This window comes from Litchfieldia alkalitelluris (assembly GCF_002153425.1).
Classification (GTDB): Bacteria; Bacillota; Bacilli; order Bacillales; family Salisediminibacteriaceae; genus Evansella; species Evansella alkalicola.
The window spans coordinates 3,916,174-3,940,041 of sequence record NZ_KZ119600.1; the positions used below are offsets into that span (position 1 = coordinate 3,916,174).

At 40.1% G+C, this 23,868-nt stretch carries 18 protein-coding genes; 5 read left to right on the forward strand and 13 right to left on the reverse strand.

All coding sequences use genetic code 11. The features are described from left to right. Positions 1-263 precede the first annotated feature (263 nt). Together BW724_RS18645 and BW724_RS18650 are read left to right on the forward strand one after the other, a co-directional pair. On the forward strand, positions 264-1,547 hold the full coding sequence (locus BW724_RS18645; protein ID WP_088076644.1) for an FxLYD domain-containing protein: 1,284 nt from the start codon (positions 264-266) through the stop codon (positions 1,545-1,547). Between the two features lie 12 nt (positions 1,548-1,559). Next, the gene (locus tag BW724_RS18650) at positions 1,560-2,702 is read left to right on the forward strand and encodes a S1C family serine protease (protein ID WP_088076645.1); all 1,143 of its coding nucleotides are present in this window, start codon (positions 1,560-1,562) and stop codon (positions 2,700-2,702) included. Positions 2,703-2,888: 186 nt separating this feature from the next. Here the strand turns inward: BW724_RS18650 and BW724_RS18655 are convergent, their stop codons facing one another. From BW724_RS18655 to BW724_RS18660, 3 genes are all read right to left on the reverse strand, one after another. Continuing rightward, positions 2,889-4,097 carry a DUF418 domain-containing protein gene (locus tag BW724_RS18655; RefSeq protein WP_088076646.1) on the reverse strand — a complete coding sequence of 403 codons (1,209 nt, stop codon included), beginning with the start codon at positions 4,095-4,097 and terminating at the stop codon, positions 2,889-2,891. Between the two features lie 409 nt (positions 4,098-4,506). Beyond that, positions 4,507-4,647 carry a hypothetical protein gene (locus tag BW724_RS23730; RefSeq protein WP_176371465.1) on the reverse strand — a complete coding sequence of 47 codons (141 nt, stop codon included), beginning with the start codon at positions 4,645-4,647 and terminating at the stop codon, positions 4,507-4,509. A 109-nt stretch (positions 4,648-4,756) separates the two neighbouring features. After that, complete coding sequence (locus tag BW724_RS18660; protein ID WP_088076647.1) at positions 4,757-5,923, reverse strand: nucleotide sugar dehydrogenase; 1,167 nt, start codon at positions 5,921-5,923, stop codon at positions 4,757-4,759. 189 nt (positions 5,924-6,112) lie between these two features. Between BW724_RS18660 and BW724_RS18665 the strand changes: the two genes are divergently transcribed. Next, positions 6,113-7,297: a Gfo/Idh/MocA family protein gene (locus tag BW724_RS18665; protein WP_088076648.1), complete on the forward strand. Its 1,185-nt coding sequence runs from the start codon at positions 6,113-6,115 to the stop codon at positions 7,295-7,297. A 479-nt stretch (positions 7,298-7,776) separates the two neighbouring features. Here BW724_RS18665 and BW724_RS18670 read toward each other — a convergent pair whose 3' ends face one another. From BW724_RS18670 to BW724_RS18710, 9 genes are all read right to left on the reverse strand, one after another. Next, positions 7,777-9,732 carry a glycoside hydrolase family 127 protein gene (locus BW724_RS18670; RefSeq protein WP_088076649.1) on the reverse strand — a complete coding sequence of 652 codons (1,956 nt, stop codon included), beginning with the start codon at positions 9,730-9,732 and terminating at the stop codon, positions 7,777-7,779. Positions 9,733-9,956: 224 nt separating this feature from the next. Then, the gene (locus tag BW724_RS18675; RefSeq protein WP_088076650.1) at positions 9,957-10,223 is read right to left on the reverse strand and encodes a DUF6171 family protein; all 267 of its coding nucleotides are present in this window, start codon (positions 10,221-10,223) and stop codon (positions 9,957-9,959) included. A gap of 22 nt (positions 10,224-10,245) precedes the next feature. Further along, positions 10,246-11,739, reverse strand: a complete 1,494-nt coding sequence (locus tag BW724_RS18680; RefSeq protein WP_088076651.1) for an alpha-N-arabinofuranosidase — start codon at positions 11,737-11,739, stop codon at positions 10,246-10,248. A gap of 632 nt (positions 11,740-12,371) precedes the next feature. After that, entirely contained in the window at positions 12,372-13,859 is a 1,488-nt protein-coding gene (araA, locus tag BW724_RS18685) for an L-arabinose isomerase (protein WP_088076652.1), read from the reverse strand. A gap of 84 nt (positions 13,860-13,943) precedes the next feature. Next, positions 13,944-14,639: an L-ribulose-5-phosphate 4-epimerase gene (gene araD / locus BW724_RS18690; RefSeq protein ID WP_088076653.1), complete on the reverse strand. Its 696-nt coding sequence runs from the start codon at positions 14,637-14,639 to the stop codon at positions 13,944-13,946. A gap of 1,633 nt (positions 14,640-16,272) precedes the next feature. After that, positions 16,273-17,148 (reverse strand): VOC family protein, encoded by an 876-nt coding sequence (locus BW724_RS18695; protein ID WP_088076654.1) that lies wholly within the window; start codon positions 17,146-17,148, stop codon positions 16,273-16,275. Beyond that, entirely contained in the window at positions 17,145-17,987 is an 843-nt protein-coding gene (locus BW724_RS18700) for a pyrroline-5-carboxylate reductase family protein (RefSeq protein WP_088076655.1), read from the reverse strand. The genes BW724_RS18695 and BW724_RS18700 overlap by 4 nt, the downstream gene beginning before the upstream one ends. Positions 17,988-18,023: 36 nt before the next feature. Further along, positions 18,024-18,851 carry a MetQ/NlpA family ABC transporter substrate-binding protein gene (locus BW724_RS18705; RefSeq protein ID WP_088076656.1) on the reverse strand — a complete coding sequence of 276 codons (828 nt, stop codon included), beginning with the start codon at positions 18,849-18,851 and terminating at the stop codon, positions 18,024-18,026. A gap of 112 nt (positions 18,852-18,963) precedes the next feature. After that, positions 18,964-19,986, reverse strand: coding sequence for a uroporphyrinogen decarboxylase family protein (locus BW724_RS18710; RefSeq protein WP_088076657.1), 1,023 nt, complete (start codon positions 19,984-19,986; stop codon positions 18,964-18,966). 841 nt (positions 19,987-20,827) lie between these two features. Between BW724_RS18710 and BW724_RS18715 the strand changes: the two genes are divergently transcribed. Beyond that, positions 20,828-21,883 carry a methionine ABC transporter ATP-binding protein gene (locus BW724_RS18715; protein ID WP_088076658.1) on the forward strand — a complete coding sequence of 352 codons (1,056 nt, stop codon included), beginning with the start codon at positions 20,828-20,830 and terminating at the stop codon, positions 21,881-21,883. Next, the gene (locus BW724_RS18720; RefSeq protein WP_088076659.1) at positions 21,883-22,542 is read left to right on the forward strand and encodes a methionine ABC transporter permease; all 660 of its coding nucleotides are present in this window, start codon (positions 21,883-21,885) and stop codon (positions 22,540-22,542) included. Before BW724_RS18715 ends, BW724_RS18720 begins: the two co-directional genes overlap by 1 nt. 460 nt (positions 22,543-23,002) lie before the next feature. Here BW724_RS18720 and BW724_RS18725 read toward each other — a convergent pair whose 3' ends face one another. Then, a complete protein-coding gene (locus BW724_RS18725; RefSeq protein WP_088076660.1) occupies positions 23,003-23,719 on the reverse strand; it encodes a nuclease-related domain-containing protein in 717 nt (238 codons plus the stop codon). Positions 23,720-23,868: the final 149 nt, after the last annotated feature.

Consider the following 23,868-nt stretch of genomic DNA (forward strand, 5'->3'; position numbering starts at 1 on the left):
TATTTTAAGCTTGTTAACTACTAATCTAGTCCTTTCCTCTCATGACTGCACAAGTATCTATTCTACCAAACATAAGCGACAAATTAAAACATGATACGACAATCCTCGTATAAAATACCCATAAGGAATTGCTGTAACAAAATTGTGCGAGAATTGTACGGGGCCTGGCCCCGCACAATTCTCGCACAATTTAAATCACCAATCCTTGAGCCTCCTGTTGTATAATATTCATAAAAACAAGCTTGAAAAATGGGGGGATTCTCATGTATTGCTATCAATGCGGCAAAAATCTTCCAGAGGAATCACAGTTTTGTTCTTACTGCGGAACAGATGAAATCAGCAAGGTTACCAACGATTCAAATGACGACGACAACTTTCATACACCTGCTGACGTTTCAACAAATCATATAGATGCAACTATTGAACACGAGTCAACAGTTCCTTCTTCTGAGCAAAACATTCAACAGGAGTATAAGAGAACGAGACCACGTAAAAAGGGTAGTTTTATATTTTCCATACTCCTCCCAATCATTACTTTTTTTGCACTATTAGGAGGTTTATTCTATTATTTTCTTCACGAAACATCTATTAATGAGAAGGTTATAGAACTTCAGCTTTCCGCAGAAGAAGCAGCCTGGAGTGGTGATTACGAAGCGGCAATTGATGATTTAGTAGAGGCCAAAGCATTGCGACCTACTTACGTCGTATTAGACGATAACTTACAAATCATTCAAAGGGCAGAAACTCTCAGCAATGAGTTAGCTGAGATAAAGAACCATATTGAAGCTGGAGAACTCATTGAAGCAGAACAATCACTTAACCTTTTTAATGAAGAATTAAGTAAAGAGTCTAGCCTGTTATTCACTAAATTTCACGAAGAAGCTCTTCAGCAGCAACGTTTAATTACAGTGGGAAAAATAGAGTTGGAGTTAAATGAGCTAACAACAGTGAATGAACTATCTGATCGTCTCAGTATTATTAGAAGTACTCCTACTGAAAAATCAGATGAAGTGATTACTCGAATTCTAGATAAAATTGTACAGATTAGTTTGGACAATGCCGTGACTTCCCTTGAGAGGAACCAGTTTAGCGAAGCAATTACAACGATCAATCAAGGTCTAGTTCTTGCCATGGATAATGAAGAACTATTGTCACTAAAGGACTCTATTCTCGATCAGCAATCGAGTTTTGAACAAGCGGAACAACAGCGGATTGAGGCCGCAATGGAAGCTGCTGCACAAGAGGATATGAGAAATAGGACGAATGCAGTTGATGTCATTGTGTTCGATACTGAAATGGACGAAAATGGAGATATTTACATTCATGGTGAGCTTAAAAATATCGCTACCGTTGAAATTTCATCCGTTGAAGTTAACTATTCTATTTATGATGAGGCCGGTAACAAAATCGGTAGTAGCTTTGCTGCCGTTTCACCCGATTATTTAAGTCCAGAACAAAGTGGTATGTTCGAAGACTATTATTTTTTAAACGAGATTTATGAGAGAGTAACCGTGCAGATTGAAAGTATTGCATGGAATCTCTATTAGGGGGGGAATAAGATGAGAGTATATTGGATCATTAGCTCTATCATTACATTTCTCCTACTGGGCGTTGGCGTTTACGGTTTTTATTTTATTTCGGAATATGTACCTGGTCAACTTGACACACCTTCTACTATTCTCGATACGGATTTAGAAGAGTCAGTCGATGATGAAGCTCAACAACGGGAAATTACAGAAGTCATCCATGAATCTCAAAAGCTTGTTGTAAAAATAGAAACACCAATCGGTCATCTAGGGTCTGGTTTTTTATATAATGATCTAGGAGATATTATTACAAATGCCCACGTAGTTACTGGTACGGAAAACGTTACTGTCATTACAGCGGATTCCCGCCAATTATCTGGAACTGTTATAGGGATTAGTGAAATAATTGATGTGGCTGTAGTGCGAGTGCCTGAATTAGCTGATACTCCACCATTGAACCTTAGTACGGAAAAGGCTGAAATAGGTGTGGAGATTCTTGCGTTAGGTAGCCCATTCGGCTTAGAAAACACGGTTACAACTGGCATTATTAGTGGTGTTAACCGCAGCTTTGAACTCCCTCCCTATCACTATGATGATGTGTATCAAATATCAGCTCCCATCGCACAGGGAAATAGCGGGGGTCCTCTGATTCACAGTAAAACAGGTGAAGTTCTCGGCATAAACTCCGCTGGTACAGAACAAGGTACCATAGGCTTTAGCATTCCAATTGGGAATGTCATTGATTTAATAGAAGTCTGGTCAAGGGAGCCAATGACAAGCTTACCAAACCTTGATTTATACGAAGAAGACTATCATTACCGAGGAGATTTTAGGGAATTTAATGACGAAGATATGGCTACGTATGTTGTGGGTTATTTCTTTGATAGCTTGAATTATAGGGACTACATTACTGCCTATTCCTTATTAGGAAGCTCCTTGCAGACTAGCACTAGTTATCAATCCTTTCGTGCAAGCTATTTGAATACTAGATCTATTACTGTAGACAATATCCAAGCAAAAACGACAGATGGGAATTCTCTCGAAGTAACTGTTGTTATTACAACGGAAGAGCGTGAAGGCGGCAATAGTACTTTCCGCAGCTATAAAATCATTTATACGATGGGCTATGAAAATGATCAGATGAAAATACTAACAATTGATGAAACGCCACTATGATAGTTGACTGTTGACTGGTTAGTTTGTTTAAAGCATTTATGTTTTGGCACGAATGAAGGGCATGGAGAATAATCTCCATGCCCTTAGTTATCATGATATGAATTCAGTTAATGTTTAATTTTGGAGCTATTTCTATTGAAGCGGCCCGCTGCAAGTAGATTATATTTTCATCAATGCTTAAATTAATTACTTATAAGTAAACGACCGCCATAATTTTTCCATCGGCCCGAACTTAAATTTACTCAACCAAAACTTACTAAAAATAATTTGGAATAAGAAAATACCCAACGTTATTAAAATGCCATACTCAGGAGGAACTGAACCGAATAATCCTAAGCCATAGCCGTTAAAGATGAGAAGACCAATTACCGTCTGCATTAAGTAGTTCGTAAATGCCATTTGTCCAACAGGTGCCAAAAAGCTTAAACGCCCCAGCCACTGTTCTTTCTGACACAACAGAGTCAACGAAGTAATGTAGAAGAACGACAAGATTAGCCCTGATACAATGGCTAACACTTCAGTAGCTGGCAAGTGAAGATGGAATGGAAGGATAACCATTTCACTCTTTAAAATGACATAAATAACTGTCAAGCCCCAACCAACAACTAGACTCCTACTCCATACTTTCCTAATCCATGGTAGATGTCCAGGAATGTCCCTTAGTACACCCTTTTTACCAACATAAAGTCCAAATAGAAAGATAGATAATACAAGTGGGACCATGACAATTAGATTGCTGAGCACTAGTGGCGCCTCTTCCCCTAAACGGAATAGTAGAATATCTAAAAAGCTACCATTCTGGTAAACTTCCATTGCTTCAGCTACTAGTTCCTCATACGTCGTCACTAAAGGTACATCAAAGTCTAATATACTCATTAACACAGAATTCAGATATGAAAACAGAGCAAGAACAACCATACATGCAATGAAAAGTCCGATTGCCCATTTTTTAATAGATTCCACTGCTTTTTTCCGAAAAAGCATTAAAAATAATCCCGCTATCGCGTAAGGTAGTAATATGTCACCACTCCAGAGAATAAATGCATGTATGATTCCAATAACTAATAGGAATATCATTCTTCTGGAATATACTCTCGGGACAGATAATCCCTTCTCCTCTACTCGGCTCATCAATAAAAAGAAACCTAGCCCAAATAGAAATGAGAAGGTCGTAAAGAACTTTCCTGATGCAAAAATTGTAATGAACCACTCTGCAATTTGGCTGCTCGTCCCTTCAAATAAGCTAATTTCAGCCATCATCGTAAATAGCTTTGGTGTACTGAAAAAATGCATATTAACTAACAAAATTCCCAATAAAGCAAATCCGCGGATAATATCCAAAGTTATTACCCGATTCGCCTGGTCTACAGGCTGTAACCTTTCACCCATCTTCATCTTCCTCTCCTCTGTCAATCACCTAATAAGTGTAATACGTATGTATCAATATTATGTTTCAAATTCTATTGCTGCTTGGCTCCCGGTTCCAAATCCTGTTGCGGGTCGGCTAGCGGTTATCAATTCTCTCAGACCTATACCGTTACTAATCAAAAATATCACAATATTCAACAAATAACATCATAAATTTACATTTTATGAGGGCGAGGGCTAGTTTTGGAGATAGTTGAGAGAGAGATCTTGATAATAATAGGGATTGGTCTTGAAGTAGGGGATGGTCTATTAGGGGGTATTTGGTAGTTTATGTTGTTAGAGGCCTGGAGAGGACTGATTATTTGATGAGGAGGTGGATGTGGGTGTGGGTGGAGATATGTAGCTTATGGGAATGGGGACTAGATTTCGTTTGTTTTTAAATTCTAGTCCGCATTTCGCAATAATGCGGACTAGATTCCACCAAGTTCCTAATTCTTGGCCGCATTCCGTAATATTGCGGACTAGATTTCACCACACTAAAAATTCTTGGCCACATTTCACAACATAATGCGACCAAGATTTCAACCTCACCCATTTCCTAAAACCAAGAATCCAGTCCGCCTCTCAAAGGATCGTAACCAAAACTCCCATCTAGGAACCGAAATCATCAAATATCCCCTACCCCTTTAATCCCTTTGATAAAGATCCCGCGTATATACTTTATCTTTCACATCAGCGATTTCTTCTGAGAGACGATTAGAAACGATGACATCTGACATGCTCTTAAACTCATCAAGGTCCTTAATTACCTTCAGTCCTTCAAACGTCTCCGAGTCCAGAACTGGTTCATAAATCACCACTTCAATTCCCTGCTCTTTAATACGCTGAATAATACCTTGAACTGATGAAGCTCTGAAATTATCCGAGTCCGTCTTCATCGTCAATCTGTAAACCCCGACGACTTTAGGATCACGGCTAATGATCTGTCCTGCAATGAAATCCTTGCGCGTGCTGTTCGCGTCAACAATCGCACCAATTAGATTATTCGGTACATCGGAGTAGTTTGCCCGAAGCTGCTTCGTGTCTTTTGGCAAGCAGTAACCACCATAACCAAAGGATGGGTTATTATAATGTTCTCCAATCCTTGGATCCAGCCCAACGCCTTCAATAATTTGCTTCGTGTCCAGCCCCTTCATCTCAGCATATGTATCCAACTCATTAAAGTACGCTACACGTAAAGCCAAGTATGTGTTAGAAAACAGCTTTACTGCTTCTGCCTCCGTTGAGTTCGTAAAGAGTACGGGAATATCCTCTTTCACAGCCCCCTCTACTAACAGGTCTGCAAATTTTCTTCCCCGTTCAGACTGCTCTCCCACAATAATTCTTGAAGGGTAAAGATTATCATACAAAGCTTTTCCTTCCCTTAGAAACTCTGGAGAAAAAATGATGTTGTCTGTCTTGAACTTGTCCTTTACTTCCTTCGTGTATCCAACTGGAATCGTTGATTTAATCACCATAACAGCCTTCGGATTAATGTCTAACACCGATTCAATAACACTCTCTACTGATCGAGTATTGAAATAGTTTTTCTCAGGATCATAGTCTGTAGGTGTTGCAATCACTACAAACTCAGCTCCCCCATATGCCTTGACTGGGTCTGTCGTTGCAGTTAAATTCAAATCTTTGTTGGCTAAAAATTCTTCAATTTCCTTGTCAACGATTGGCGATTCCTTTCTATTTATCATTTTAACCTTCTCTTCCACAATGTCTATGGCAACAACTTCATGATGCTGCGCCAATAAAACTGCGTTGGAAAGGCCCACATACCCTGTACCAGCAACTGCAATCTTCATCTATAAACACATCCTCATTTGAAATCATATTCAAAATTTTTACACCAAGAAAAATATATCATAAATATATCCAATAATCCATTGGCATTGAGACTTCACCTGTGAGGCCCCATTCTCCCAGTCCTCTACATATGATATAGTTTTCACATACAGATTAATTATCATCGTTTTCCAAAGGAGGCTACAACAATGAAATCAACTGGCTCTATTGTGCTAGTCGGTATGAGTGGTTATGGTAACAGGTATCTTACCAGTCTGCTCCAATCTGATGCTGCCAACATTTCCATTGCTGGCGTGGTAGACATTCAACCGCAGCGTTCCGATTACTATCATGAAATCGTACAACGAAAAATACCAATCTATCATTCACTAGAACAGTTTTACGATGGCAATGAGGCTGATTTAGCAATTATCTGCACCCCCATCCACCTTCATGCAGAGCAATCCTGTTTTGCCATGGAGCATGGAAGTCACGTCCTTTGTGAAAAACCAATGACTGGCGACTCTCAAGACATTGCTAAAATCATCGAAACCAGCGATAGAACTGGAAAATTCTTTGCAGTTGGCTTTAACTGGTCCTTTACTGAGAGTGTCCAGCAACTAAAGAACGACATCATGTCTGGCGTTTTCGGAAAGGCACAACGGGTTAAGAGCATCGTCCTCTGGCCTCGGGATCACGCTTACTATAATCGTTCAAGCTGGGCTGGAAAAAAATACGGTCCAAATGGCGAAAAAATATTTGATAGTGTTGCAAATAACGCAACTGCCCATTTTTTACACCATTTACTGTATATTCTCGGAGATGAAACAAGTAAGAGCGCCGCTTTAATGGAAGTTACTGCTGAGCTATATAAAGTGAACCCAATCGAAACCTTTGATACATGCGCAGTACATATAAAAGCAAATTCAAACGTACATAATGAGGTGGAAATTTATTATTACGCAAGCCATGCAGCGAACGAACATCTTGACCCAACCTTTGAATTAGAATTTGAAAATGCAACCATTACATACGGCAACGGAACAAACGAAATCGTAGCAACCTTCCTTGATGGTTCGAAAAAAGTATACGAAGACCCTGGACCAGATGACTTAGCAAAACTACAAGTTTGTGTTACTGCTATTCAAGATGCAAATCACGATATTCTATGCGGCGCCGAAGCCGCAACAGCCCATGTTCATGCCATTGAAAAAATCCATCTCTCGGTCATGGATATACCCGTTTTCCCTAATGAGCTTCAACGCATTTCTGATGACAACTTCCAGTGGGTGGAAGGCTTAGGTGACATAATGAAAACCTCATATGATAAGTGGCAGTTACCAAGTGATCTTGGGATCGATTGGAGCGTTCGGGGCCGCAAGATTAAGGTTTAGTACCTTACTGCTTATTAGAATAATTAGGCTTAAAAACAGTTATCTATGTGAAAAACTGATAGCTGTTTTTTTGATCCAGGTTATTGACAGATTTCGTTGCTCCAACTTCAAATCTGTCGGTATTACGCTCTCTTATCGACTGTTTCTACTTGATTTCTATGCAAATCTGTCGGTATCAACCCCTCTTATCGACAGATTTCCTTCTCAAAACTTCAAATCTGTCGGTATGAACCCGCCTTATTGACAGATTTCAATGGAAAAATCTCAAATCTGTCGGTATGAACGCTTCTAATCGACTGTTTCACCTCAGAAAACCAGAAAACTGTCATTAAGACGAAAAAAAGAGAGGCTGGTCCGTAAAAGTCTCACAAATCAATGACTTTTTGCGAAGCAGCCCCTAGCAGATTAAATTAGTTAGTTTTGATTCGTTCAGATTAGTCTAGTTCACTCTAGATTAGAACATTTTAGAATAGATTAGTTTATTTTAGTTTATTCAACCAAACTCGCATTTCCCCTTCTCCACGGTTGGCCCACGCATAGTATGGAATGGCTTTCAGCGTAACTGTCCGTGTACTTGCTGCGCTAAATTCGGCCGCCTTGTATAAAGGACCTTCACTCAACGCTTCCAACTCTATTTTTTCAGCCACGCAGGAAATAGAAACAACGCCATCTAGCAACCCTTCTTCAAAACTCGCCACATAAGAAGCTGGGTTCATTGGCACTGACACGGTGTGAAGATTGGGACCATTATCTGCTTCTTCTATACAGTACACGACTGGGCCACGTTGGATAGCCACTTTTCCGAAATTTTCACGGACTTTCGGGTTCGCATGAATCAGTTGAACTTCCATTGGCAAATAGAGATCCACGATGTCACCTGGCGCCCATTCACGATTTATATAAACATACCCATCTTTGATGTTGTCCCCGATATCAAAGCGTTCACCATTGATAGATAGCTGCCCCGAAGCACACCAACCTGGCATCCTCATTGCGAGGGTAAAGGCATGATTTTTCCCCGAAGAAGGTGTAATGGTCAGCTTCACAGCTCCCTCCCATGGGTAATTCGTTTCTTGTGTCACGCGAACTTCTTCTCCTCCAACAGTCATCACGCTGTCGTTACCCATGTACAGATGGACGAACAACTCGTTCTCCTCTTCTGAATAAATATAATGGTTGATGGAAGTAATCAGGCGCGCTAAATTCGGCGGGCAGCAGGCACACTTGAACCACGGCTGGCGGACAGGTTTCACATGATGATGCTCCCCACGAACGCGATTTAATTCAGGTACAACCTCCAACGGATTTACGTAGAAAAACTTTTTGCCGTCTAAATCCATCCCGCTAATCGACCCGTTATATAAGGCGCGCTCCAACACGTCACCATATTCGCCTCGCTTTGCCACTTTCAGCATTCTACGGGCCCAAAAGGCAAGGCCGATTGTCGCACAGGTTTCTGTATAAGAGATGTCATTTGGCAAGTCGTAATCTGTAGAAAATGCCTCGCCATGCTCCATGGAACCAATGCCTGCCGTAATGTACATTTGCTGCTGGATAACGTTTTTCCAAAGTCTTTCCGTCGCCCTGCGAAGCTCTTCGTCCCCAGTTTTGGCCACAATGTCTGCCATGGCGCTATACATATAAACAGCCCGCACGGAATGTCCGACTGCCTTCGTTTGCTCTCTCACTGGAAGATGTGACTGGTTATATCCAAACTTCCCATTCCAGAAAAACTTCCTTTCATCCTTTCGCTCTTCTGCTTCCTTAATAAAATAATGGGGCTCTCGACCACGCTCGTTAATGAAAAATTCAGCAAGGCTTAAATATCTCTCGTTTTCAGTCACCTCATACAGCCTAAAAAGAGCAAGCTCAATTTCTTGGTGACCTGGGTAGCCTTTCAATTTCTCCTCCTCAGGACCAAACATAGAATCAATGTGGTCTGCGGCCTTGCTCATAATATCAACGAACTTTCTTTTACCTGTTGCCTGATAATAAGCAACTGCCGCTTCCATTAAATGTCCCATACAGTAAAGTTCATGATCATCTCGGAGATTGGTCCAGCGCTTCTCTGGCGCCTTTACAGTATAGTAAGTGTTGATGTAGCCATCTTCCATTTGTGCACGTCCAATTAAGTCAATCACAGAGTCAGCCAAGGATTCCAATTCAGCGTCTGCCGTATGCTCCAAACTGTAGGCAACTGCTTCTAGCCATTTTGCGACATCACTGTCTTGGAAAACCATTCCGTAGAAATCACCACTTGATTCTCCAGCTGCAATTTTAAAGTTTTCAATGGCGTGGCTTGGTTCTGTATCAGGTATTTCGTCATTCAATGCTTTCCATTGATATGGAATTACTTCACGTTGCACAACTTCCACTTTCTTTTTCCAAAACGCGTCCGTTAACTGCACTTGCACTCTTCCCCTAGTCTCTCCCATAACAATGAATCCTCCCTATGTTGAATATATAGAAAGGCAGATGACTCTAACTCAATCATCTGCCTTTCGTTGCTGCTGCAAGGTTATTAATTATAAAGGTGTTACTTATGAATTTGCTTCATTGGACTTACTTGTAAAACTTCGATTTAGCTTCGATTTAGCTTCGGTTTAACTTCGGTCTAGCATCGGTCTACCTTTGGGTTTAGCTTTCGTAAAACTTTGGTCTAGCTTTGCTGCAACCACCTTGGCTCCCCTGGAAATGGACAAGCCTTTTCCTTATACAATGCTCGATAAGAGACGAGCTCGCCTGAATGCTGACAAGTCGTTCCGTACATAAGGGAAGGACAGTCCATGCATAAATCAAGCCTCTCCTCGTATAATTCATCACTCACAGATTTAGCTGAGTCATCTACCAACTCATCTAGATCCACGGCTACATTTATTCCACAGCTTTTACATTCCCTCACTTGCGTTTTTGCTGCTTTACTCATAGGAATGAACTTCTCCCTTCAATTAACCAATTGTTAGGACAGCCACAGACATTGCTGGTAATGTAACAGTTAGTTCATCGTTTTCAACTGTAAAGTTCTCGAAGCTTTGCGGCTTCACATTCTCAGGATTCTCAAATGTGTTATGAGCATTTGTCTCATCTGCTGTTAAAACTCGACCAGTTACTGAACCAACTTTATCAGCTAATCCTCGTAGTTGAAGCTTCACTGTTGACTCTTCTTTATGGTTTAAGTTACATAAGCTGATATTTAGCTTTCCATTTTTGTCTCGAGATGCTGAAGCACTAACTGCTGGTAACTCTTCTCCATTCAATGTATAGTTCTCAGCTTCAACATGAATGTCCAGCTTCGTTGCGTCTTGGTGAACTTTAAACATTTCAAATACATGATATGTCGGAGTTAAAATCATTTTTTCCCCTTCTGTCAAAATCATTGCTTGAAGTACGTTAACCGTTTGCGCAATGTTAGCCATTTGCACACGATCACTATGGTCATGGAAAATATGGAAGTGGAGTCCTGCAACGAGCGCATCACGAATCGTATTTTGTTGGTAAAGGAATCCTGGGTTTGTTCCCGGTTCTACTTCAAACCAAGTTCCCCACTCATCTACAATCATTCCGATACGTTTTTCAGGGTCGTATTTGTCCATGATTTTGGAATGCTTTGTTATCAATTCATCCATGTGAAGAGCTTTCTTCAATGTCATAAACCATTCTGATTCACTTGAATCTAATGCAAAACCTTTTCCTTCCCAGAAATCCCCTGGAACTGTATAGTAATGAATGCTATATCCATCCATATATTGTGCCGCTTCTCGCATGAGTACTTCAGTCCAATTGTAGTCATCTACATTGGCTCCACCTGCGATTTTATATACTTTATTATCACCAAAGTTTTTCACGTATGTTTGATAACGACGGTACAAATCTGCATAATACTCAGGGCGCATATTCCCGCCACAGCCCCAGTTTTCGTTACCTACACCGAAATACTTTAATTTCCATGCATCTTCACGACCATTTTCTTTCCTCCAATTAGCCATCGGAGACTCTCCATCAAAGGTCATATACTCGACCCATTCAGACATTTCTTGTACTGTCCCACTACCTACATTTCCACAAATGTACGGCTCTGTTTCTAGCATATCGCATAGCATCATAAATTCGTGAGTTCCGAAATGGTTGTTTTCAACTACGCCACCCCAATTGGTGTTAACCATTCTTTTTCGGTTTTCACGTGGGCCAACGCCATCTTTCCAATGATACTCGTCAGCAAAACAACCTCCTGGCCATCTTAAAACTGGAATATCAATCTTTTTCAATGCTTCCACAACATCATTTCTAATCCCGTTTGTATGTGGGATATTTGAATCTTCTCCTACCCAGAAGCCTTCATAAACACAACGACCGAGGTGCTCTGAAAAATGCCCGTAAATATTTTTATTAATTGTTCCCTTTTCCACATCTGTATTAATAATTACTTTGTTTTTGTTAACCATGTATGTACCCTCCAACAATCTTTTATTGTTTATTAAGTTTTACTTGCTTCATTTAAAATAGGAGCTCGGGCTGTTCCCGGTGGAGTCACCACCATCTACTTTTTCGAGATTCCCACTAGTTACTAAAGGACTGTAGCGAACGCCAACTTATATATAGAACTATTATTATGAAGGCTCTATTAAAAATAATGGATAATCGATAATGAATACTATTGATTTTTTGAGGAAGGTACGCCTGTCTCTTCCTCTACGAGCAAATGCTTCGTAGCGTATCCGTCGAGACAACTCGCAGCATACTCGTGATGTAAACGCTCGTTCCTGCGGGATTAAAGGCAGGGATAAGACCCCGCAGATGCAAAAGCATCGAGGAGGCTTATCAGCCGCCCGCGGCAAAGAAGACACTGCGAAGAATGAGCAGATGTCGCACTTGTACCTTGCGTGAAAGCGAGTACCTGTAGCAAAAAATCAATATCAAGATTTATCTGAGCTAATATTTTTTAAAAAAAAATGGAGCTTACCTTTAGCACATCAAATTGGCTAATTAATTTAGCTATGCATGCGTAAGGTAAACTCCCAAAGGTAAAACATCTATTTTAATTAGTAAGGGGCAGCCAAACTAATTAAAACCATTATTAAAATCTACGAGCAATATCATTCCATTTCAGTTCATTTTGGAACTGCATCACATTGGTAGATTCGTTAATAAACACAATCTCAACATCATTCATTGTTGCCCAATCATACAATTGTTCCGGTGTTACCTTAAAGGAGAACACGGTATGGTGAGCACCACCAGCATGAATCCAAGCTTCGGCAGATTCACTTAAAGATGGCTTCGGCTTCCATAAAACTTGTGCAACAGGAAGATTTGGCATTTCCTTCACAGGTTTCACAGCTTCTACTTCATTTACTACTAATCGGAAACGATGTCCTAAATCTATAAGAGATGCATTTAATGCACGTCCTTCATCACCATTGAATACCATTCGAGCAGGATCATCTTTCCCACCAATTCCAAGTGGATGTACCTCAATTTTCGGCTTTGTCGCTGAAACTGTAGGACAAATTTCTAACATGTGAGATCCAAGTACAAGCTCATTCCCTTTTTCTAAGTGGTAGGTGTAATCTTCCATAAAGGAAGTTCCCTTACCGTCTGCAATAATCTTCATCATTCGAAGTAACGCTGCAGTTTTCCAATCACCTTCTCCTGCAAAACCGTAGCCTTGTTCCATCAAACGTTGAACCGCTAGTCCAGGCAACTGTCTCATGCCGTGAAGGTCTTCGAAGTTAGTTGTGAAGGCACCGAATCCACCTTCTTCTAAAAATGATTTCAAGCCTAACTCAATTCGAGCCTGATATTTAATAGATTCCTTGTACTCCTCAGACGTTTCTGCAGCAGAATTTATATCATATAATTCGTTATATTCTTCATAAAGGGCATCAACAGCTTCATCAGAGATTTCATTCATACGTTCCACTAAATCCCCAATACCAAATGCTGTCGTTGTCCAACCAAACTTGATCTGAGCTTCTACTTTATCCCCTTCTGTAACAGCAACATTACGCATGTTATCGCCAAAACGGGCCACTTTGATGTTTTTCCCTTCAACAACTGCAATAGAAGTTCTCATCCAACTTGCCGTTCTAGTACGCACATCCTCATCTTCCCAATGTCCCACTACAACTTTACGAGGAACATTCATGCGTGCACCAATAAAACCATATTCCCTGTCTCCATGAGCAGATTGGTTCGTATTCATAAAGTCCATGTCGATTTTGTCCCATGGAATTTCTCTGTTAAACTGCGTGTGAAGATGGAGTAAAGGCTTTCTTAATTCAGAAAGACCAGCAATCCACATTTTTGCAGGAGAGAAAGTATGCATCCAAGTGATAATCCCAGCACATTCTTTATCTACATTTGCTTCCGAGCATAAATCTAGAATAGCATCTGCTGTAGTTAAAACTGGTTTTAATACGATTTCAAACGGAATACTTTCGTCATTATTTAATCCTTCAACAATCTTAGCTGAATGGTCATGTACCTCTTCAATGGTTTCAGGACCATATAAATGCTGGCTTCCTGTTACAAACCAAAACTGATATTTTTTCGTCTTTAACATGTTTTTTCCTCCTTGGGAATATTGTGCTTTAAATCATAAATAATTATAATTGCTAGATGCTATTGTTTTGTTCAGTATTTTGCTTTACTTTTGACCATAGTAAGCGTTCGCACCATGTTTTCTAAGAAAATGGCGGTCAAGTAAAGTTTGGTCCATAGGTGGTGTAGATGGATTGATAGAAAGCGTCTTCATTGCCATATCCGCAACTTCCTCCACTACAACTGCATTGTGAACGGCATTATTTGGATCTTTCCCCCAAACAAATGGCGCATGAGAATTCACGAGAACCCCTGGAATATTCATAGGATCAATGTTCTGAGATTCAAAGCATTCCACGATCACATTACCTGTTTCCAATTCATATTTCCCTTCGATCTCTTCACGAGTCATTGCCCTTGTACAAGGAATCTCCCCATAGAAGTAATCTGCATGTGTTGTCCCGTATGCTGGAATTGACCTTCCTGCTTGAGCCCAGCTAGTTGCAGCTGTGGAATGGGTATGTACAATTCCACCTATTTTTGTAAACGCTTTATATAGTATCAAGTGTGTCGCTGTATCAGATGAAGGCTTTAAATCTCCTTCAACAACGTTACCTTCTAAATCAACGACAACCATATCATCACTTGTCATTTCATCATAATCAAGTCCACTAGGCTTAATTACTACAAGCCCACTTTCTCGATCAATCCCGCTGACGTTCCCCCAAGTAAATGTAACTAGCTTGTGTTTTGGAAGTGCAAGATTAGCTTGTAAAACCTTCTCTTTTAAACTTTCTAACATATGGTTCAGCTCCTTCTAGGAAACTAATAGAGTAATCACTCATGTTCCATTATAAACTTGTACGTACAATATATAAAGTGTTTTGTTAAGAATTTTATTTTACATTATTGTTACAACGATAAAAAACTAGACTGGTGTGTTCTTAATATGGGTATTATTCCTTATTGTCCGTACATTTATGGATTGATTGTGACTTCGATAAAAAGGATTGCGTAGAAATCCCATAACTATGCTTTTTTATTGAAGTGCTTGTGTGGGTTGTATTAAGGAAGCAGCAGTTATGATGGTTTATTCGTTTTCTTATCGACAGTTTGCTTTGGTTTCCATGCAAAACTGTCGGTATTACACTCTCTTATCGACAGTTTTCTTTGATTTCAATGCAAATCTGTCGGTATTACGCGCTCTTATCGACAGTTTTAATTGGTTTCCATGCGTCTGTCGGTATTATGCTCTCGTATCGACAGTTTTAATTGATTTCTATGCAAATCTGTCGGTATTATGCTCTCTTATCGACTGTTTTAATTGATTTCTATGCAAATCTGTCGGTATTATGCTCTCTTATCGACTGTTTTAATTGATTTCTATGCAAATCTGTCGGTATTATGCTCTCTTATCGACTGTTTTAATTGATTTCTATGCAAATCTGTCGGTATTATGCTCTCTTATCGACTGTTTTAATTGATTTCTATGCAAATCTGTCGGTATTATGCTCTCTTATCGACTGTTTTAATTGATTTCTATGCAAATCTGTCGGTATTATGCTCTCTTATCGACTGTTTTAATTGATTTCTATGCAAATCTGTCGGTATTATGCTCTCTTATCGACAGTTTTAATTGGTTTCCATGCAAAACTGTCGGTATTACACTCTCTTATCGACAGTTTTCTTTGATTTCAATGCAAATCTGTCGGTATTACGGGCTCTTATCGACAGTTTTAATTGGTTTCCATGCAAAACTGTCGGTATTACGCTCTCTTATCGACAGTTTTAATTGGTTTCCATGCGTCTGTCGGTATTATGCTCTCTTATCGACAGTTTTAATTGATTTCTATGCAAATCTGTCGGTATTATGCTCTCTTATCGACAGTTTTCTTTGGTTTCAATGCAAATCTGTCGGTATTATACTCTCTTATCGACAGTTTTAATTGATTCCAATGCAAATCTGTCGGTATTACACTCTCTTATCGACAGTTTGCTTTGATTTCTATGCAAATCTGTCGGTATTATACTCTCTTATCGACAGTTTTGCTTAGTTTCAATGCAAATCTGTCGGTATAACCTGTTCTTATCGACAGTTTTCTTTGATTCCGATGCAAATCTGTCGGTATTACGCTCTCTTATCGACAGTTTTGCTTAGTTTCAATGCAAATCTGTCGGTATTACCTAGAGACATACTTAAACACTTCCCCACAAAAAAGAACCTGAGCAAAATTAATTCTGCATCAGGTAATAGTTTATGATTTCTTACGTTATCTATGTGAGAAACTATGAAGTAGCAAAATTCCAGGGGACAAAGTTACAAATGTAGCGAAGACGCTCAATTCCAAACGCACAAACTCGCAGCGTTCAATTGCACAAATCTACAATTTCGCACTTACAAATTCGCCACGCCCCTCCTCACTCACTTGCCCTTCTTATAGAAATACATACTCACCTTTCCCTATTTCAATCTTTGTCCCACTTAGTTTAGAATTCTTTGCCGTTTGGAACTCCAATTGAGTAAGGCGATTTGCATTACCTTTTCTAAACACAAACCCCTTCCCACTTCCACGAGATCCAGCTTCCTTTAGACTTGCCACCTCATAATCCTCATCAACACAAGAAGCCAACTCTGTTTCTTCAAAGCCAAAGCCAAAAATTTCCGCCCAATGAGATGCGATCTCCACAGGGTCCTCCACATGGAAAACTGCATTTTTCACAGACACTTCTCCAGCAGGGTGGTCCTGAACAACTCCCGCTTCTATCAACTGTTTGAGCCTGTCCTCATCATTCCCTTTCCACTGAATGACGAATGGATAAACAAGCCCTTGGTAGTCTCCAGCAATGGTCATCATACGCCATTCAATGAGCTGATCTTGTTTATTTAGACGCTTCCCATCAATGATTGGAGACAGGGACAAACCGTGCAACTTTAGTTTTGAGGCCACTGCATCAATATCGTTTGTTCGAAGGGCAACCCTGTTAAGCAACTCATGTTCAGGCAACAAAACTGCAGAATCCCTTGCAATTAGGTTCGATTCCTTTGCGTTAACAACAAGATCTCTGTCCTCTATTCCCATAAATTCAATGTACGTTAAATCGAAATAACTTAAGGCATTAAAGGTTCCCCACTGTTTATGGGAGCCCCCGTGAAAGGCATGCAGACCATTTTTTTCAAAAACAGAGATGGGCTCCTCTAAATCATTCACATAATGAACAACGTGATCGAGAACGAGACTGGGAGTTTGCCCGTCACCATCACCGTCACCGTTTTGACCCTTCAATTGATTGCCAGTGGCCACGTCACTCATGACTTCTCTCCTCCAAGCTCAGTTGTTCGTTTCACAGCTGCCAGAACACTCCGTTGCAGCCCTGCGGAAAAGTCACTGCCATTTAACTCATGAAGGGCGTGCATTCCGACGCCTGCAGGTGAATTATTAATATCCAATAGCTGCCTAGGGTGCTTTCCGCTTAACCTTAGCATTTCTACTGCTCCAACCATGTTTTCAAGTGCTACCTTCCAAGCCTGTTCCCGCGGAAGTCCAGCTAGAACACCTGCGTCCACAAAGGATTCAATAAAATAATAGATGTAATTAGGACCAGCAACCCCGAAGCCTGTAAAAACATCGATGAGTGATTCTTCCAAGTATTGAACCTTTCCAAATCCTTTTAAAAACTTGTCTACTTCCTCTTTCACCGTTTCGACCTCAGCAGCTTGATTAGTAGCAACACCACTATAGCCAAGTCCAGTATCTGTCAGTGTATTTGGAATCACCCGAATGATCGGGCGCCCCTCTATATCTACCTGTAAATAACTTGCTAGTTTTTCAATATTCACGCCTGCAATTAATGATAATACTGCCGCTTCGTCTTGCCCATGCTCTTTTATTAATTCACCAACAGATGCCAAATCATCATGAGGTCTTACACCTAGAACAATCAACGTTGCATGAGATAGCTCTTTTTGTTGATGATGGCTGGACACGGTCTTTATCTCATATTTCCCCTTCAAATAGTCCAATCTACTAGGATTTATATCAGCTACAGATATCTGTTTTGCAGAAAAAGTTTCATTTTGAAGGATAGCACGGATGATGGCCTCAGACATCTGGCCACCACCAATAAAATGAATTTGCTGCTTAGTTCCCATCTTTCTCTCCTCGCTTCTATCAAACTCGTATAGTGTTTAGTTGTTCTCCCAAGCTTCTGGTAAAATAAATCCATCATATTTTGACTGAGAAAGAATGTACTCTTCAAACTCACGGGATTCGTAAGCTGCCACTAAATCCTGTGCCCACTGCGTATCTTTATCTCCCTCATTTACAGATAGGATAATGCGGTGCTCCATTGGAGTATTCTCAATTTTTAAAGCCTCTGCAATTCTACGACCCGAGTTTGCAATGTAATTTCCATTAACAACACCAAAGTCAACGTCTTCTAATGAAACTAATATTTGTGCTGGGTCTAAAACTTGAAAGTCAATGTCGTATAAATCAGGCTCTACACTACTTAAATTAAAGTCAATTGTACCAGCGTCTTCCTTTATTTTTACCCACCCAAGGTCTTCTAGAATTCTCACAGCACGCTCCTGATTAACTGGATCATTAGGCAACGCAACAGTCGTACCATCCTGTACATCATCAAAAGAGTCGTGATTAACAGAGTAAAGTCCTTGTGGCGCCCCTGGCACGAAAGCAACCCCAGTCATATTCATGTTCTGATCCTCATTGATCCCTTCCATGTAAGCCGTGCTTTGGAACACACTTGCATCGATCGAACCCTCGTGCATCGCAGGATTCAACTGCATGTTCTGTGAAAAAGTACGTATTTCAACTTCATATCCCTTTTCTTCCATAATCGGTAGGATGGCTTCACGGAACTGCTCTTCATAAGTTCCTACCCCAAACCCAACAGTGATACTGTTTTTCTCTTGGCCAGTTGTTGATTCCTCACCACATGCTGCAACTAGCCCTAACATTCCTATTGATAATATTGTAAATAATAACTTTTTCATATTTTTCTCTCCCTTATATATATATGTTTGCTTTTGTTTTTTTTTTGTAAAAATTGTTTTTTATCTCTACTACTCCAGATTTTCTCGTTCCGTTAGTTCCTCCTAAAATCTATTAACCTACCGAACGACGGAATTCCATCAATGCATCATCAGTTACATTCGGAGGAATCGCACAATTCGGAGCTAAAATGAACGGCTTACCTTCCATCTTTTTCAACGCAGTAGCTGCTTCTTTACGAATCGCCGCTAGATCATTCTTAGCAAACAAGTGGTGATCAACTCCACCAACCTTCGTTTTTTCCAAGCATATATCTAAACCGCAATTACCCCTTCCTTTTGTATCCCAACTGATTCCATGAACAGGATACTCATCAAAGCGCTTCGGCTGAGCGTAATCTCCGCACGTGTGAAGGATCGTCTTTCCGCCACTCTCCCTCGCCGCCTCTAATACGATTAAGTCGTATGGTCTGGAAAACTCATTGAAAGCTGCTTCATGAAATAAACTTGGATGGGGAGTCCCTGTCACGGCATAAAATAACCCATCAATTCCAGCTTCCTTCAACTCTTTTACATAATCCGCCAATGTCAAAGCAATGGCATGAAGGGCTTTGTGAACGCCAGTCCTCTCTTCTAAGAACAACTCCTCAAGCATCATGGGCTTATCACTTCCATACACCGTTTGATTCAAATATGGCATTCTACCAGCTAGAAACAATAGTATTGTTAATGGTGAAAAAATCGTTTGCGTTAATGGTGTATCTGGTAAGCCTCCTCTTATTTGTTTCACTGCCTGAATCTGCTCTAATAATGGGGCAGATTTCGTCGCATCAACTGCTTGAATATTGAAAAGATCTTCTGGCCTTTCAATAGCTGCCTTCGTCTGTTTTGGAAAAACCCAGTTGTAATCTTCGAAGTCATACGTATTTCCCCACACTTCTGTGTAATACGTTGCCCTCGGATTAATTTTCACCCAATCCCAATCAAACTTCTTTGTAGAACGAACAGTGATCTTTGCAAGATCCTCCCCTGTCTGCTCGTGATCTAAAAAATGCTTCCAACCACTGACAATAGGTCTGTCAGCTAGCTCCCCTGAAAGAATAGCGTCAAATCTTTCTTTCCTCGTCCACGTACTCATATGAAAACTCCCTTTCGAAAAGTGCGTATATGCCATTGCAACTTTATGAATGTATGAAAAATCAAATCCTCAACATTAGATGATAAGTGGATATTTCTATCGCTCCGTTAAATCCGAGTTACTTTATATGATTAATCTGTTAAATGGATATTACCATAATGATTTATCCTTGCGCAAGAACTTTTTTCAACATCCGCAAACGCCCCATATCCCTTAACTACACTTATTAGATTTAAACTAATGCCCTAATTCAGAAAAATATATTGACTGTTTCAATAATAAAACGTAATATACCTATAAAACCTACCTGTTATGTCAGAATTGAAATACAGTAATTCTTTAAAAAAGCTCTGTTAAAGGGTAATGTTGGTATTTAACACTTTTGATTTTTTGTGGAAGGTATGCCTGTCTCTTCCTCTACAAGCAAATGCTCTGTAGTATATCCGTCGAGACAACTCGCAGCATACTCGTGATGTTTATGCTCGTTGCTCCTGCGATTACTCGTCGCACAAAACAATCCTGCGGGATTAAAGGCAGGGGTAAGAGCCCGCAGATGCAGGAGGCAGGACGCCGACATTACGCCGTTGCCCACAGGACGTGGGCAAGTTCTTAGGCGGAATTTGGAGGAGGCTTACCAGCCGCCCGCGGCAAAGAAGACACTGCGAAAGTTGAGCAGATGTCGCACTTGTGCCTGTGGTAAAAGCAAGTACCTGTAACAAAAAATCAACATCTAAGTTTAACAGAGCCTTAAAAAAAACATCAGTCCAAAACATTCAGAGGGACAAGAAAGTAAGAAAGTACCCAAATAGATGGAATTAATGGAAATGGAGGAACATAGATCATGATCCAAATGCAGGACGTATACAAAGTTTTTGAAAGAAAAGGCGTCACTAACGAAGCTCTCAAGAATATTAATCTAACAGTTAATAAAGGAGATATCTTCGGAGTAATCGGCTACAGTGGAGCAGGAAAAAGTACATTAATTAGACTTGTAAACTATCTAGAAAGGCCTACAAAAGGAAGAGTATTAGTAGATGGAAAACCACTTGATCTGTTCGATACTAAACAATTAAGGGCTATGAAGAAAAACATCGGCATGATTTTTCAACATTTCAATCTATTAGAATCGAAAACTGTTTTTGATAATGTAGCAATCCCACTTGTACTTACTAAAACACCAAAAACAGACATACAACAGCGAGTGACAGAGTTGTTGGAGTTTGTAGGATTAGGAGATAAAGCAAAAAGTTTTCCAAATGAATTGTCAGGGGGACAAAAGCAACGAGTTGGTATAGCCAGGGCACTGGCCTCCAATCCATCAATCCTTCTCTGTGATGAAGCAACGTCAGCATTAGATCCACAAACGACACGCTCAATCCTTCAACTACTGAAGAGAATAAATGAAGAGTACAACATTACAATTATGATCATTACCCATGAGATGAGCGTCATTCAAGAGATATGTAACCGAGTCGCCGTCATGGAAAAGGGAGAGATTATCGAACAAGGCACCGTATTAGAGGTGTTCGGAAAACCTAAGCACCCGACAACAAAGAACTTTGTGCGCACCGTCATTCAAGATAGCATGCAAAGTAACATGAAAGAACTGATTCAACGCCAAAGCGCTCAACAAAGGCACCAACTAGACGCTAATCAACAGATACAAATATATAAGTTAGAATTCGTGGGCGAACATGCATCAGAACCAATCATTCACACCCTTTATCGAAAATACGTCAACGTCCAACTCAACATCTTGTTTGCAAACATGACTGAAATTCAATCAACAACATTAGGACATATGGTCATTCAACTGAAAGGAAATAATGAGGACATACAGGAAGCAGTAGCATTCCTAGAAGATAAAGGAGTAACCATTCGGGAGGTAAAAGAATAATGTTTTCCACAAGTATAACTTTAAATCAATTTATCGTTGCAATCCAAGAAACACTTGTCATGGTAGGCGTATCCCTACTTATTGGCTCACTAATCGGAATTCCATTAGGCATACTGCTTGTCGTTACGAGACCTGGCGGCGTGCTTGAAAGCAAACTTTTTTACAGCGTCCTAAATCCTATTATCAACATCGTTCGGTCACTACCGTTCATTATTTTGCTAGTCGCAATTATTCCGTTCACCCGTATGCTTGTGAATACATCCATCGGGACGAGTGCAGCCATCGTACCACTTACTATTTATATTGCACCCTATATTGGGAGATTAGTAGAAAACTCCTTGCTTGAAGTGAAAGAAGGGATATTAGAAGCAGCCGAATCCATGGGAGCAACCCCATTTCAAGTGATCCGCTACTTTCTATTACCAGAAGCATTAGGATCACTTATCCTTACCTTAACAACCGCAACCATTGGCCTGATTGGCGCAACCGCTATGGCAGGCGTAGTTGGCGGAGGAGGAGTTGGGGACCTCGCCATATCCTTTGGGTACCAACGCTTTGATACATTTGTGATTGTAGTGACATGTATTATACTCGTTATCATTGTCCAAGGAGTACAGTCATTAGGGAACTATTTAGCGAGAAAAGCCAGGAGGAATTAAGATATTCTTTTGGGAAAAAATTAGTTGTAAGATACTTATTAAAGTTTAAAAGAGGCTCTATTGATGGATAATATTGACATTTATCACTGATAATTTTGTGAGGAAGGTATCGCTTTCCGCACTCCGTTCAATCTTCATTCTGAAAAATGAAGACTCAAATTGCTTTATCTTCCCATTTCAGTCTTCATTCTGAGAAAATGAAGACTCAAATTGCTTCCCTTCCTCATTTCAGTCTCCATTTTGAAAAAATGAAGACTCAAACCGCTTCGCTTCCTCATTTCAGTCTCCATTCTAAGTTCGAAGCTATTTATAAACTCCAAAAAAACTACGTATTATAAAACTAAGAAATAGCCTTCCCACATTTCAAACAGGATGACAATTTTCAACCACTGGGGAAGGCACTTTTCTTTATTCAGATTTATATCGGACTACTTTGGATCCTGGCTCCCATTCAAAAATCCTAGTTACTATTCAAAAGGGACCTTACTTCTTCCAACTGCGCTTCATCTAGCTCCTTCTTCGGCACACGCTTCTCAATATGTTCAGTTAAGTCCTTCCCATCAGTGAAAATCGGCGTTTTCCCCGAGGATTTTACCTTGACGTCCACTCTTTTATTTGTGAACAAAACAGAACCTTCCACCAACACGTCCAACTTATTTTTCTTAAATAAGTTAGATAGTAGATGAACCTGCTTCCTCACTTCCTTCATGGGATTCCTCAACTCTGTTGAATAATTCCCACCTTTGCGCCCATCTTTATGCTGTACCCAAGACGAAGAGGACTCATTTCCTTCAATCGTACCCATGACATTTTTCACATCAACAACAAACACACCATTTTTCCCAACAACTAAATGATTAATTTCTGTCCGTTCTTTTCCGTTTGGAGAGGTGAGTTCAACATTTTCAATCACGTCATACCCATCTGGAATACTATCCTTTAAATCTACAGTGCCACTTTCCATCAGCATGGATTTCTTTAGCTTAGACGCCGTCCGCCAGTAATACACGCCAATGATCCCTGGAATGAAAGGGACGATATGCAAGATCCCATTAAAGCGAAAACCGTATAGAAAGGCCACAATATATGTGATAGTTGGCACCCACAGAAGTGCAGACACCATACGATAATGATTTACTTTTGTTTCTATTTGAAAGTTTGATTGAACCTCTGCCATATTGCTATCTCCTTTATAAGTAACATTGTTGCCCTTTTTAATGATTCATTTTCTCATAATTAACAGTATACTACAAATTTTAGTATGATTTCCTTTACCATTTTCGTAGGTAATTCTTCTATATTATTTCTACACGACTATTAACCCCT